Source organism: Bradyrhizobium stylosanthis (genome assembly GCF_001641335.1).
GTDB classification, from domain to species: Bacteria; Pseudomonadota; Alphaproteobacteria; order Rhizobiales; family Xanthobacteraceae; genus Bradyrhizobium; species Bradyrhizobium stylosanthis.
The window spans coordinates 2,224,875-2,237,552 of sequence record NZ_LVEM01000001.1; the positions used below are offsets into that span (position 1 = coordinate 2,224,875).

Annotated in this window: 13 protein-coding genes; 2 read left to right on the forward strand and 11 right to left on the reverse strand. The window is 64.9% G+C overall.

Features of this window, described 5'->3' with window-relative positions; genetic code table 11:
• Nucleotides 1-150 precede the first annotated feature (150 nt).
• The 11 genes from A7X65_RS10810 to A7X65_RS10860 form a co-directional block, all read right to left on the reverse strand.
• Nucleotides 151-399, reverse strand: coding sequence for a DUF6894 family protein (locus A7X65_RS10810; RefSeq protein WP_063684523.1), 249 nt, complete (start codon nt 397-399; stop codon nt 151-153).
• Between the two features lie 38 nt (nt 400-437).
• Entirely contained in the window at nt 438-971 is a 534-nt protein-coding gene (locus tag A7X65_RS10815; RefSeq protein ID WP_063684524.1) for a DUF3455 domain-containing protein, read from the reverse strand.
• Between the two features lie 77 nt (nt 972-1,048).
• Entirely contained in the window at nt 1,049-2,023 is a 975-nt protein-coding gene (locus A7X65_RS10820; protein WP_063684525.1) for a helix-turn-helix transcriptional regulator, read from the reverse strand.
• 229 nt (nt 2,024-2,252) lie between these two features.
• Nucleotides 2,253-3,407, reverse strand: a complete 1,155-nt coding sequence (locus A7X65_RS10825) for a helix-turn-helix transcriptional regulator (protein WP_063684917.1) — start codon at nt 3,405-3,407, stop codon at nt 2,253-2,255.
• 419 nt (nt 3,408-3,826) lie between these two features.
• A complete protein-coding gene (locus A7X65_RS10830) occupies nt 3,827-4,324 on the reverse strand; it encodes a hypothetical protein (RefSeq protein WP_063684918.1) in 498 nt (165 codons plus the stop codon).
• A 93-nt stretch (nt 4,325-4,417) separates the two neighbouring features.
• Entirely contained in the window at nt 4,418-4,864 is a 447-nt protein-coding gene (locus A7X65_RS10835; protein WP_063684526.1) for a MaoC family dehydratase, read from the reverse strand.
• 403 nt (nt 4,865-5,267) lie between these two features.
• Nucleotides 5,268-5,690, reverse strand: coding sequence for a hypothetical protein (locus tag A7X65_RS10840; protein WP_063684527.1), 423 nt, complete (start codon nt 5,688-5,690; stop codon nt 5,268-5,270).
• Nucleotides 5,691-5,702: 12 nt separating this feature from the next.
• Nucleotides 5,703-5,924, reverse strand: coding sequence for a hypothetical protein (locus tag A7X65_RS10845; RefSeq protein ID WP_063684528.1), 222 nt, complete (start codon nt 5,922-5,924; stop codon nt 5,703-5,705).
• Between the two features lie 150 nt (nt 5,925-6,074).
• Nucleotides 6,075-6,890: a lytic murein transglycosylase gene (locus A7X65_RS10850; protein ID WP_063684919.1), complete on the reverse strand. Its 816-nt coding sequence runs from the start codon at nt 6,888-6,890 to the stop codon at nt 6,075-6,077.
• Between the two features lie 119 nt (nt 6,891-7,009).
• Nucleotides 7,010-7,813, reverse strand: coding sequence for a shikimate dehydrogenase family protein (locus A7X65_RS10855; protein ID WP_063684920.1), 804 nt, complete (start codon nt 7,811-7,813; stop codon nt 7,010-7,012).
• A 5-nt stretch (nt 7,814-7,818) separates the two neighbouring features.
• Nucleotides 7,819-9,663, reverse strand: a complete 1,845-nt coding sequence (locus tag A7X65_RS10860; RefSeq protein ID WP_063684529.1) for a flavin-containing monooxygenase — start codon at nt 9,661-9,663, stop codon at nt 7,819-7,821.
• Between the two features lie 176 nt (nt 9,664-9,839).
• Here A7X65_RS10860 and A7X65_RS10865 point away from each other — a divergent pair, with 176 nt between their 5' ends.
• On the forward strand, nt 9,840-11,465 hold the full coding sequence (locus tag A7X65_RS10865) for a long-chain fatty acid--CoA ligase (protein ID WP_063684530.1): 1,626 nt from the start codon (nt 9,840-9,842) through the stop codon (nt 11,463-11,465).
• A gap of 103 nt (nt 11,466-11,568) precedes the next feature.
• Nucleotides 11,569-12,678 (forward strand): glycoside hydrolase family 172 protein, encoded by a 1,110-nt coding sequence (locus tag A7X65_RS10870; protein WP_063684531.1) that lies wholly within the window; start codon nt 11,569-11,571, stop codon nt 12,676-12,678.

Here is a 12,678-nt window from a genome sequence, read left to right on the forward strand (position 1 = left end):
GGCCAACTCATGCGAATCTGGGTTCGCTGATCGCCAAGGTAGAAAGGAGCGTCGCTTCGGACTTGGACGGATGCGACCGGCTCTCGGCCCAGAACGAACCGAATGCGCGTCGTCAGGACCTGATGCAGACTTGCCACACGGCCGTGCCGCTCACGCCTGGTCCCAGCCCACCTTCTCGGCGCTCTCCGCCCAGACCGCGGCGCGATAGATCTCGCGGCCGCCCGCATCCCGCACGCGGATCCAGGCGTCGCGATCGCGCAGATCGTCACGCCAGACGAAGAGATGCCGCGCCATCTCATCGGCCACGACGAACGTCGCCTTGGGCTGCTCGAAGACCATGCCGCCAGGATCGATCTTCACGACATTGTCGACCAGGAGATCAAAGAAGAAACGGCGCATTCCACACTCCAACTCACAGCACGAGGCGGCGTCATCACTTATTCGGCGCGCCAGAACACGTAGTCGGCCGAATACGGCACGCTGCGATAGGCGCCCGGCTCGGTGCACGGCCCCCTCGCCATCCCGCCTTGCGTGTTGATGCGCTGGACGTGGGTCACGCCGTAGAACAGTCCGTTGCCGGTCTGGGTGACGACGCCGAATTTCAGCCAGGGAAGATCGTCGCCGGTGCGGCCCGCCGCGCGCGCCACGATCCTGGCTTTGACCGAGCTGCCGTCCTTGTGCTCCCACACCAGCGTGCGCGCGTCCACGGCCGCCCAATGCAGGGCCGCGTAGTGGCGCCCCACCGAATTGTCGCCATCCATGAGCGCGGCGGCCGGCTCGCGTGCCTGCCACACGAGCTGGTGTTCGGCATCACGCAGGCACTCGTAGATCTGCGCGCCCTCGGCGTGGAGCGCCGCGCCGGGGATCTCGCCGGGGACGCGGATCTCGTCGGGCGTTCCCGCCAGGGCAAGCGATCCGTGCAGCAGGCCTGCGAGAACGAGGCTGCGATACACCGCACGTTTCGCGGTCATGACTCCTTGATCAAGGATCATGTCAAATCCCTTTCGCTGATTGAAATTGACGGCTGGCGGGAACTCGGTCGCAGCGGCTAGAACGCCCCGCCGCTCCTGACGTCGCTCGGCGTTGCGCCGTAGGCCCGCCGGAAGCAGCGGTTGAAATAAGAGAGATCGCCGAAGCCGACGTCATAGGCGATCGAGCTCACCGGGCGCGCCGCGAAATCCGGCTCACGCAGCATACGATGGGCGCGCTTGAGGCGCTGCTCGGTCAGGAAGGACGAGAAAGTCTTGCCGTCGGCCTCGAACAATCGCTGGAGATAGCGCGGCGTCACGCCGAGCTCCTGCGCGACGCTGGCCACGGACAGGTCCTGCTGCCAGCAATTGTTGGCGATGAGGAACTTCGCGCGCTGAAGCCGCGCCGCCTTGACACCGCGCCGTCCGGTCACGTCCCGGGCATGATCCGTCGCACCGAGAACCAACGCCAGCAGATCGTGCAGATGGGCGACGCCGAGCTGGCGCATCGCAGGGACCGCCAGTGCCCGCTCGTGCACCAGCGCAATGGCGTAGTCGACGAGCAGCCGCAGACCGGTCGTGCCCTCCGGAATGACGCGCATCACGGCATCGTCGACGTCCACGATCATCGGGGCCAGCACACGTCTCGGCACACGCAGCGAGAAGCCGCTTCCCAGCAACAGCCGCTCGAAGGTGGTGACGTCCTCCGCGCTCGTCAGGACCGCCTCTCCGGCGTGAAGCTTCAGATCGCGGCCTCGCTCGGATATCCCGAGAACGCCGGACCGGTTCACGATCAGGGCAAGGCTGTCGTCGCCATCGGCAATCAGCTGCTTCGTTCGGATGACGCGCGCGCCGCACATTCCTCCGATCAGCAACTGGGCTTCCGGCAGAACGTGGGAGGTGAAGCTGGCCGCGGCCGGCTTTCCGTCCCTGGCCTCGACCTCCGCCTTCAGCACGCCGCGGCAGTAGAATTCGCGCAGCAGCGGCACGCGCTCGTCTTCGGGAATGTCGTCCGTCGAAACGTTGAATATGGAAAATTCGTCCTTGCCGCTCACTGCAATATCTCCAACCGACAAACAAAGTCCGGCGATGCGCGGAGGTCCCGCCGCGCCCGCGCTCGATACGCATCGCGCATTGCCTCCGTTACGCATGCTGCTCTCCTTCGCGTGGCGCCATATACGAAAGTCCTAAGCGACCCGCGTCCTGCGTTCGGAGGACCCGGAAGCCGCGTGCATCACAATGCATTGAGATTGCGCGAGCGCGCCGCTCGCGCTGTGAAATGGATCACACCACGTCGTCGCCGCTCGTCGGCTGCGCGAACGGCACAGCGAAGCCGGCGGCGATCTTGACGAGATCCGCCTGCCTGCCGGCGCCGGTCTTTTCGAACAGCCGGCCGAGATGCGTCTTCACCGTTGTCTCGGCAATGCCGAGCCTGGCCGCGATGTCGGGAACACCGCCGATCTCGACGATGGCCATCAGCACCCGCAGTTCGGACGGCGTCAGCCGAAACGCAGCGGCGATCGCATCGGGCACCAGCGACGGCAGCATCGTGGCCCTTTGAACAAAGAGCACGGTCGCGGCCATATCGCGCGGTGCATGCCCTTCCCGCTTCAACGGAAAGGCATGGAGCAGATAATGATGTCCGTTGGACGACGTCACCAGATTGATCTGACGGCTACGGGCCGAGTCATTTTCAGCGTTCGCAAAGATTTCGGAAAGGCCGCGGAATATCTTGTCGGCCTGGGTGTTGCGCGCGACGATCCTGTCGCCGATCATCGCGAAGAGATCCGCATCCGCAAAGAGCTGGCGGCACGCCGCGTTGGCATGCACGACCCGGCCCTCGGCGTCGAGCAGGCAGATCGCCGTGCTCAATCCGTCCAGCACGTCGGCGAGGTCGTCGACGGTATGCGAACGTGCCCTGATCTGGCGGCCCATGGCGCGCGAGCGCTGGATGTGAGGCGCGAGCAGCCGCATGCGCTCGCGCATCGTCTCGTCGACGAGCCCGCGGGAGCGGTGACGCAACACTTGCAAGATCGTGACGCGCGCGTGCGATCGCTCGAGCGTGACGGTTGCCAGGTCCGTCGCGCCCTGCGGCTCTACCCACTCGCGATAGAAGCTGGTCGCCACGAAGTCGGAATGGGGCATGATGTCGGTTACGCCGACAGTACGCCCGGTGGCGAGATCGAAGTGGCGGTCGAGCAGCGGATCGAGCTCGACATAACGGTCGCGATAGAGCTGGCGGAACCTTGCATCCGCGCCGAAATGCTGGTGGATCTCGATCGAGAGTCTGGCTGAATCCCTGGACAGGATCGTTGCGGCACAGCCGCCGACGAAATTCGAAACCTGCTCCAATGCGGCGCCACGCAGCGCGGGGTCTGCCGCTGCATCGTAGATCTCGCCGACCAGCGAGGAGAACCGGCCTGCCTGCAGGATCGTCATCGGAGCGACGATGCGAACGGCGCGCTGCCCCGGTGACGAGACGGGCGAGCGCATCGGACGAGGAGGATGGTGGAAGGAACAGGCCGGCCAATCGCCGCCCGGGACGAGAAAAAGATGCGACAGCGCAATGCTGGAATATCGAACATCGTCCTTGCGTAATGGCAACCGCAGGATGCGGCTTGGACGTTTTTGCCAAAGACTAGGATTAATGCGAACAGCAACCGCGCTGTGTGGACTGGATCACGCGCGCGCCGTTCGCGAGCTTTGTTGCCACCAATTCCCGCTGCGGCGAGCGCTTGCCTCGCCATCAACTCTCGCAGGACGAGCAAAGCGTAGCGTACCCACCAATTCGCAAGACGGTCGGCACGCCGCTCGCGCGGCCTTGCCCACCCTACGGCAGCTGTGCCTGAGCCGGCAATTTACTTCCGGTTCTCCTCGCAGAACTTCAGCGCGGCGAGCGCCTCGCCGGCGCGCGGGATCTGCATCTCGATGCTGTCGTCCTCGTCGTCCTCGAAATCGAGCGTGAGGCGCTTGGCCTTGGAGAGCCGGTCCATGATCGACTGGTCGTATTCGAAGATGCCGCGCACGGTGGTCTTGTCCATGACCTCCCACTTCGCCTTCTTCATGATGTCGGTATCGTCGGTGCCGACATCGGCGCGGAGGATCTCGCCGACCTTGTCCCACTCCCAGCCGTCATAGATCATCACGATCACGATGGCCTTGTCGGAATAGGTGATGACGATGACGTAGTCGCGGTTCTCGTCCTCCTTGTCCTTGTAGCCCCGGCTCGCATTGCAATGCGTGTCCTGCGTGCGCTTCTCGATGGTCCAGTCGCCGACCTTCGATTGTTGCGCCTGCGCAGGCCCTGCGCTCAAGACGCCAACAAGCATTCCGGCGGCAAGAAAGACTCGTTTCATGTCGGCCTCCAGCGTGTTCCCCACGCCAGATGACCACCTCTGCCGGCGACCCGCAAGGGCTTCAGCCGGCGGGCAAGGCGCGCGGCGAGCGCCCTAGGCGCGCCGCGGCACGATGGCGATCGGCGTGAAGGTGTAAACCTCGTCGCCGTTCTGGTTGAACATGGTCCACTTCACCAGCGCGATGCCCTGCGGCTTCGATTTCGAGGGCGTCAGGCTCATGACTTCCCCGACCAGGTGCAGGCGGTCGTTGGGCCGCACCGGCATGGTCCAGCGCAGCCCGTCGACGCCGGCACCGATCAGCGGATGCGGGCCGAAGGGGCGGGTCTGGATCGCGAGGTTCATAGCGATGGCGGCAGTGTGCCATCCCGAGGCAGCGAGCCCGTTGAACAGGGTCGCCTTGGCGGCCTCATGGTCGAGATGCATCGGCTGCGGATCGAACTCGGCCGCGAAGCGCTTGATGTCCGCTTCAGTGACCACCAATTCGGGCGATTTGAACCGCATTCCGATGGTGAGATCGTCGAACCACTCGACCTGCGCCATGATTTTGCCTCGCAATGTCACGCACCGCCCCGCCGTGCGCGGGTGGCTCAAAGATTAACTAAATGCGAGATGTAGCGGCTCTGCAGTGCACAAACCAGCTCGGGGTTCCCCGCGAAACCCCTTTCCCTGTGCGACGAAACACGCCTGAAACAGATGGCCGGTTAAGTCGTTGTCAAAATAAATACAGGGACGGCTACCATGCAATTCCTTCTCGACCTCATCTACGATTACGCCTGCTGCCAGCAACTCGTCGCCCAGCCACTAGGGGAGGATGAGCTATGATCGAGGTGATCTCCGCCCTTCTCGCCCTTTGCAGCGTCGGTGTCTTTGCGGCGCATGCGCTGGATGCCTATCGCACCACGCATTACTGAGTGCCACGCGTTCTCGTGAGTAACCCTGCGTCCTAGAAGGGCCGCCGGTAGAAATGTTCTGAATGCGTCGCCGGCGGAAACCTGTTGGCGAGCGCGAGCGCTCCCTTTTCGTCCGTCTCGAGCGCGATCTTCTGCGCGAGCATGACATCGCCGGGCACGAGAAAGCCCGTGGGGACAAAGCACCATCCCATTGTCGCGCGACCGGCCTCGTCGACCTCATGGACGTTGGCGGCCGTGCCGTAGTGAATACGATACCGCTTGCCGGTATCGCAACCGATGACGTCGAAATACCGGTGCTGCTCGAACTGCGCGCGCTGCTCCGGCGTCAGCCATTCGGCCAAAAGCCGGCGCCCCCGCGCATCCGGCGTATTCTCGCCGAAGAAGCGCCGGTAGAGTTCGCGCAGCGCGTGCAGACGGGCACGCGCGGGCGCGCGGAACCAGAGTGCCGCGAACATGAGCAGCTCAGATCAGCCGCCGACCAGGCGGGGATAGAACAGCGTTTCGTGCGCGGTCGGGTCGAACGATTTGATGCGGGTCACTTCGCCGGGCCCGGTGCGGTAGGCGGCGGTGAAGCCGGCTCCGGTCAGCTCCCGAAAACGCTGTTCGGCCCGCGCCAGCGCTTCGGCATTGCCAGGATCAAACTCGTGGCGCGTATCGCCAGTCTGGTCCATCACGATCTGGGTTGCCATCGTTGAGTCTCCTCATGCCCAGCCCCGAACCTGATCAAAGCAAACCTCGTGCCGTCAGTTCCTGATGGCAACAACTTTCTCGCATCGACGCATCACGCCTTGCTGAGCAGGAGCGCTTTCGAGCGACGCGGGCGTTCGAAAGCGGGCCCGTCAGCGCGAGGCGGCCGCCCCTCCGCCCTCGTCGATCTGCCGGCCCATCAGGGCGATCGCCTTCTGATAGACACCGGCGGCATTCCAGGCCTCGATGGCGGCGAAATTCGGCTCGCCCGGCTGGTAACCGGCTCCCGCACGCCAGCCATGGGCCTTCAGGAAGTTGGCGGTCGAGTTCAGCGCGTTGGCGGCAACCTCGAGATTGCCGGTGCCATAGGCCAGGATGTTCTTGGGCATGAACTGGGTCTGGCCGACCTCGCCATGCATGGAGCCGCGGGTCGATCCCGACAGCGTGCCGCGGTCGATCAGCTTCAGCGCGGCATAGAGCTGGTCGGTGAAGAACTCAGGACGGCGGCAGTCATAGGCCAGCGTCGCGATCGACGAGAGCATGTTCTGGTTGCCGCGCTGGCTGCCGAAGCCGGTCTCCATGCCCCAGATCGCGATCAGCGGCCCGGGCGGAACGCCATAGCGCTGCTGGATCGAGGCGAACAGGGCGGCCTGCGACTGCTTGAGCTGCCGTCCCTTGGCGACGATGGTGGTGGCGCCGCGCTTGGCCAGGAACTGGTCGAGCGTGAGCGAAAAGCTGCGCTGGCCGCGGTCGGCGGCGATGGTGGCGCTGGCGTAATTGGTCTGCATCAGCGCCGAGAGCGCGGTCTGGCCGATGCCCTTGCCTTGCGCCTCCGCGCTGAACTCGCGCTTCCAGGCCTCGAACCCGCCGGGCCCGTTGCCGCACGTGGCGGCCTCGGCCATGGGCAGAGAGAGTAGCAGCGCGGCCGCGCCAATCACTGCTGTCGCGACTGTCCTGCCCTTGATCATTGCCCGTTCCTTTTGCTGCTGCGCGACCGGCTCGCGCAGGCGCATGATCCTACGTCAGTCGCCATCGCTCAAGTCCCGACGACACCAATCAATCCAGGCAAGGCCCTTGACAGAAGCGGTCACGCCTCGTCCGTTCCCAGCAGGAAATCCACCATGATGCTCTGGTGCTGCTGGTACATGTCCGTGCCGGTGCCCGTGACGCAGCCGAGCTTTCGAGCGGCTGCGATGAACGGCGAGATTTCGGGCTTGGTGATGACGCAGCCGCAATAGGCCGATGGCGCAAGCCGCGCCGTATCGACCGGCAGCGGATCGCCATCCTTCATCCCCGCGGGCGTCGCATTGGCGACAAAATCGAAGCCTTGGGGATCCCCGGTGCCGGCGCGCACGGGCGCCTTGCGGAGGCCGTTGAGCCGGTCGATCAGTGCGTCGCGGCGCTCGGTCAGGCTGTCATGGATGGCCAGTTCGCTGACCCCGGCCTCGACCAGCTCGAGCGCGATCGCCGAGCCCGCACCGCCCGCGCCGACAAGCAGCGCCCGCATCCCCGCGGGGTCGATCCCTTTGGCCCGCGCGCCACCGACGAAGCCGAGACCATCCACCATGTCGCCATGCCATGCGCCGTCGGGGCGCCGGCGCATCAGGTTCACCGTTTTCAGGAAATGCGCGCGCGCCGTCGCACTCGCGCAGGCCTGGTAGCAGGCGAATTTGTGCGGAATGGTCACGACGATGCCGTCGAGGTTCTTCAGCCGCGCCGCCAGCGAGAGGAAGTCGGCCAAATCCACCGGCGCCACCTGAACGGGCATCAGGATGGCGTCGTGCCCCCGCGCGGCAAAGGCGGCGCTCACGCCGGCCGGCGAGCGCACCTGCGCGATGGGATCGCCGACGATGACATGAAGCCGTGTGGCGCCTGATGGTGCCGGGATCATGCCGCTCAAGCCCGGGCCTCGGCCGCGGTCCCGTAGGTCAATTCCAGGCCGTCCAGATTGCCCTCCTTGCGCCATTTGTCGAGCAGCCGCAGGAAGGCCACCGGCCCGCGCCAGTACTGGCTGTTTCTTGCCGCAATGGGATCGAACACGCCCTCGTTGTTGTAATAGCCCGGCGTGCATTCGGCGAGATAGGTCTGGCGGCCGATCGCGGCCTTGACGACCTCCTCGACCCAGGCGTTCTCGGCGACGAGGGTCGGCTCGAGCGTCCTGGCGCCGCGCTTGCGTACCTGGTCGATGACATAGGCGATGTGCTGCGACTGCTCGTCGATGATGTGCGGGAAGTTGGCGCTCTGGCCGGCCTGCACCGTGACGATCAGGAAGCAATTCGGAAAGCCGCGGCTGTAGAAGCCGTGCATGGTCTTGACGCCGTCGCGCCAGCGTTCGGACAGGCTCATGCCGTCGCGGCCGTGGACCTCGAAACCCATGCGGCGGGCGTAGTCGGTGCCGACCTCGAAGCCGCTGGCGTAGATCAGGCAGTCGAGCTCGTAGGCCTTGCCATCGACGACCACGGCATTCTCCGTGATGCGGTCGACGCCCTGCCCTTTGGTATCGACGAGATGCACGTTGGGACGATTGAAGGTGTCGAGATATTCGTCGTGGAAGCAGGGCCGCTTGCAGAACGCCTTGTACCAGGGTTTGAGCGCCGCCGCGGCCGCCTCGTCCTTCACCACTGCATCGACGCGGGCGCGGATCTCCTCCATCTTGCGATAGTCGGCCTGCTCGATGACCTTCAGCGCCTCCTCCATCGAGGTCACCGGCTGCGGTTGCCGACGCGGCGCCAGCAGGATCTCGCCGAGCAGACCGGTCCAGCCGTCCTGCACCAGATCCTGCTCGAACGGCTCGCCCGAGATCACCGCCGTGAAATTGTCCATGCGCTCGCGCTGCCAGCCGGGCTTCAGGCCCTGCGCCCAGGCCTGATCCGTCGGCCGGTCGTCGCGCACGCCGATAGCCGACGGCGTGCGCTGGAAGACGTAGAGCTCCTTCGCGAAGCGGCCGAGATGCGGCACGCATTGCACCGCCGTCGCGCCGGTGCCGATGATGCCGACACGCTTGTCGGCAAGGCCGGTGAGATCGCCTTCGGCGGTGCCGCCGGTGTAGGCGTAATCCCACCGGCTGGTGTGGAAGCTGTGCCCCTTGAAGCTTTCGATGCCCGGAATGCCCGGCAGCTTCGGGCGGCTCAGCGGGCCACCGGCGAGGATGACGAAGCGCGCGCGGATGCGGTCGCCGTGATCGGTCTCGACCAGCCAGCGCGCCTCCTGCTCCTGCCAGCTCATGCGTGAGATCACGGTCTGAAACAGCGCGCGCTCATAGAGATCGAAGTGGCGGCCAATGCGGCGGGAGTGCTCGTAGATCTCCGGCGCCCGCGCGTATTTGCGCACCGGCATGTAGCCGGTCTCTTCCAGCAGCGGCAGATAGATGTAGCTCTCGGTGTCGCAGGCAGCACCCGGGTAGCGATTCCAGTACCAGGTGCCGCCGAAATCGGCGGCCTTTTCCACGATACGAAAATCCCCGATGCCGGCTTCGCGCAGCCGCGCGCCGCAGAGCAGCCCGCCGAAGCCGCCGCCGACGATGAGAACTTCGGTATCTTCGCTGACGGCCTTGCGCGCAAAGCCGGGATCGGCCCAGGGATCGTCGAGATAGCGGCCGAATTCGCCGGTGACCTCGACATACTGCGCCTTGCCCTCGGCGCGCAGACGGCGATCGCGCTCGTCGCGATAGCGCGAACGGAGCGCGGAAATATCGACGGTAGGTGCGCCGGCTGTACCGGTCTTGTGTCTTTCCGCTGACATCCATTTCCTCCACGGCGGACGCTGCGTCGCCGGCAGCGCACTCACTTAGCCCCGAAAAAGTGACGCATGCAATCGCGTCGCACGCTTTTTGCGTGAACGCCGCGCAGCGTTCCGCTAACCTCCAGTACAAATCACAAGCCTTAAGCCGCGCAACGACGCGACATCCGGAGGAGACCATGCAGGGATTGATGATGGACATGCCGCTCTTGATCAGCGGCCTGATCCAGTACGCCGCCGATTATCACGGCGAAGCGGAAATCGTCGCGCGCGAGATCGAGGGCGACATCCATCGCTATACCTATGCAGACGCCCATCCGCGCATCAAGCGCATGGCGCTGGCCTTGCAGCGGCTCGGCATGAAGCAAGGCGACCGCGTCGGCACGCTCGCCTGGAATACGCATCGGCATTTCGAGATGTTCTACGCCGCCCCCGGCATGGGCTACGTGCTGCACACCGTCAATCCCAGGCTGTTTCCCGAGCAGCTCGTCTATATCATCAACCACGCCGAAGACCGCCTCCTGTTCGTCGACCGCGCCACGCTGCCAATCGTCGAGGCGATCGCGGCGCAACTGAAAACGGTCGAGGCCTATGTCGTGATGTCCTCGCGCGAGCGGATGCCGGAGACGAAGCTAGCCAACGTGCATTGCTACGAGGAGTTGCTGGAGCAGGAGAACGACGCCGGCTTCGCCTGGCCGGAGTTCGACGAGAAATCGGCCTCCACCATCTGCTATACCTCGGGCACGACGGGCAATCCCAAGGGCGTGATCTACTCGCACCGCGCCGCGATCCTGCAGACCATGACCTGCTGCAATTTCGACTTCCTGCCCGGCCATGTCGAAGGCGTGCGCGAGGTTATGATGCCGATGGCGCCGCTATTCCACGGCAACGGCTGGAACATGCCGTTCACCGCGCCCTACACCGGCTCGAAGCTGGTGCTGCCCGGCCGCAACTACGAGCCGGACAAGCTCTATGAATTGCTCGAAGGCGAGAAGGTGACGCTGTCGGCGGGCGTGCCGAGCTTCTGGCTGATCCTGCTCGACTGGCTGGGACGCACCGGCAACAAATTCACGACATTGCGCGCGACATTGTCGTCGGGCTCGGCGCCGCCGCGCGCGATGGTCGAGAAGCTCAAGCGCGACTACGACGTCGACTACATCCAGGCCTGGGGCATGACCGAAGCGCTGGGCTGCTCGATGCCGGGCTTGAGGCCAGGCTCGGAGCATCTCGGCGACAAGGAAAAATTCGACCGACGCCAGGTTTCGGGGCGCGCTTGCTTCGGCACCGCCTTGCGCATCGTTGACGATGCCGGCGCTGAACTGCCGCGCGACGGCAAGACCGTCGGCCACTTACGCGCCCGCGGCCCGTGGGTGGCCTCCGGCTACATGAAGCTCGACGAAGGCCTCGACCGCGACGGCTGGCTGATCACCGGCGACATGGCCGTGATCGACCCGCAAGGCCACGTCACGCTGACGGACCGTTCGAAGGATGTCATCAAGTCGGGCGGCGAATGGATCTCCTCGATCCAGCTCGAGGACATCGCACTGTCTCATCCCGACGTGCTGCAGGCGGCCGTCGTCGCCATCGCGCATGAGAAATGGCAGGAGCGTCCCCTGCTCCTCGTCGTCCGCAAGAAGGGCGCGACCGTCGACGGCAAGACGCTGCTCGACCACATGCGTCCGAAGATCGCGAGCTGGTGGATGCCGGACGCCGTCGAATTCCTCGACGAGTTCCCGATGACCGGCACCGGCAAGGTGCTCAAATCGGCGCTGCGCGATAAATTTAAGGAGTATCGCGTCGCATGACGCGCCTGCACCGCGTGCGGACAATTCTGCACGCGGTCTTCATGCTTTGGTAGATTGGAGAGCGATATATCGAGGCCTCGCTCACCCCTAGGTCGAGGACATCATGAATTTTTCCGGATTGGGCATGCATCTCGGCAATCTGTCGCGCCTGTCGAATGCGCTGACGCGGTCGATCAGTCCGGAGAATTTTTCGGGCGAGAAGGGCAAGGGCGGCATGTCCGTCGACGGCCCGGCCGCGCGTCAGGCCCGCGATCTCGGCCAGGGCTGGAAGGTCTCGCCCTATGTTCAGATCGAGCCCGGCACGACCTTCACGCTCGCCGACATCGAGGGCCAGGGCGCGATCCAGCAGATCTGGATGACGCTCGCGCGCGGGCGCCTGCGCCATTCGATCCTGCGCGTCTATTGGGACGATCAGGAGCAGCCTAGCGTGGAATGTCCGGCCGGCGATTTCTTCGCCTGCGGCTGGGAGGAGTTCGCGCAGGTCTCCTCGCTCGCGGTCTGCGTCAATCCCGGCCGCGCCTTCAACTGCTATTGGGAAATGCCGTTCCGCAAGCGTGCGCGTTTCACGCTGGAGAACCGCAGCGACGAGCAGATCACGATCTACTACCAGATCAACTACACCCTGACCGACGTGCCCGAGGACTGCGCCTATTTCCATGCGCAATTCCGCCGCACCAACCCGCTGCCCTACAAGGAGGTCTACACCATCCTCGATGGCGTCGCGGGCGCCGGCCACTATGTCGGCACCTACATGGCCTGGGGCGTCCACAACAACGGCTGGTGGGGCGAAGGCGAGATCAAGTTCTTCATCGACGGCGACGGCGCGTTCCCGACCATCTGCGGCACCGGCACCGAAGACTATTTCTGCGGCGCCTACAATTTCGATCCCCATGTCGCCCACGGCGGCCAGGGACAATCGCGCTACCAGGAATTCACCACGCCCTATGCCGGCCTGCCGCAGGTGATCCGCCCCGACGGCGTCTACCGCTCGCAGCAGCGCTTCGGCCTCTATCGCTGGCACATCCCCGATCCCGTCCGTTTCCGGAGCGATCTGCGCGTCACGATCCAGGCGCTCGGCTGGCTGCCGGGCGCGAAAGACGGCAAATACCTTCCGCTGCAGGACGACATCGCCTCGGTCGCGTTCTGGTACCAGACGCTGCCGACCGCTCCCTTCCCCACGTTGCCCGGGCCGGACTATCTCGAAATCGCGTAA

What these genes read in the sequence shown, in the direction of transcription:
- A7X65_RS10810 (WP_063684523.1), bottom strand. Translation starts at nt 399, where the DNA reads ATGCGCCGTTTCTTCTTTGATCTCCTGGTCGACAATGTCGTGAAGATC.
- A7X65_RS10815 (WP_063684524.1), bottom strand. Translation starts at nt 971, where the DNA reads ATGACCGCGAAACGTGCGGTGTATCGCAGCCTCGTTCTCGCAGGCCTG.
- A7X65_RS10825 (WP_063684917.1), bottom strand. Translation starts at nt 3,407, where the DNA reads ATGACGATCCTGCAGGCAGGCCGGTTCTCCTCGCTGGTCGGCGAGATC.
- A7X65_RS10830 (WP_063684918.1), bottom strand. Translation starts at nt 4,324, where the DNA reads ATGAAACGAGTCTTTCTTGCCGCCGGAATGCTTGTTGGCGTCTTGAGC.
- A7X65_RS10835 (WP_063684526.1), bottom strand. Translation starts at nt 4,864, where the DNA reads ATGGCGCAGGTCGAGTGGTTCGACGATCTCACCATCGGAATGCGGTTC.
- A7X65_RS10840 (WP_063684527.1), bottom strand. Translation starts at nt 5,690, where the DNA reads ATGTTCGCGGCACTCTGGTTCCGCGCGCCCGCGCGTGCCCGTCTGCAC.
- A7X65_RS10845 (WP_063684528.1), bottom strand. Translation starts at nt 5,924, where the DNA reads ATGGCAACCCAGATCGTGATGGACCAGACTGGCGATACGCGCCACGAG.
- A7X65_RS10850 (WP_063684919.1), bottom strand. Translation starts at nt 6,890, where the DNA reads ATGATCAAGGGCAGGACAGTCGCGACAGCAGTGATTGGCGCGGCCGCG.
- A7X65_RS10855 (WP_063684920.1), bottom strand. Translation starts at nt 7,813, where the DNA reads ATGATCCCGGCACCATCAGGCGCCACACGGCTTCATGTCATCGTCGGC.
- A7X65_RS10860 (WP_063684529.1), bottom strand. Translation starts at nt 9,663, where the DNA reads ATGTCAGCGGAAAGACACAAGACCGGTACAGCCGGCGCACCTACCGTC.
- A7X65_RS10865 (WP_063684530.1), top strand. Translation starts at nt 9,840, where the DNA reads ATGCAGGGATTGATGATGGACATGCCGCTCTTGATCAGCGGCCTGATC.
- A7X65_RS10870 (WP_063684531.1), top strand. Translation starts at nt 11,569, where the DNA reads ATGAATTTTTCCGGATTGGGCATGCATCTCGGCAATCTGTCGCGCCTG.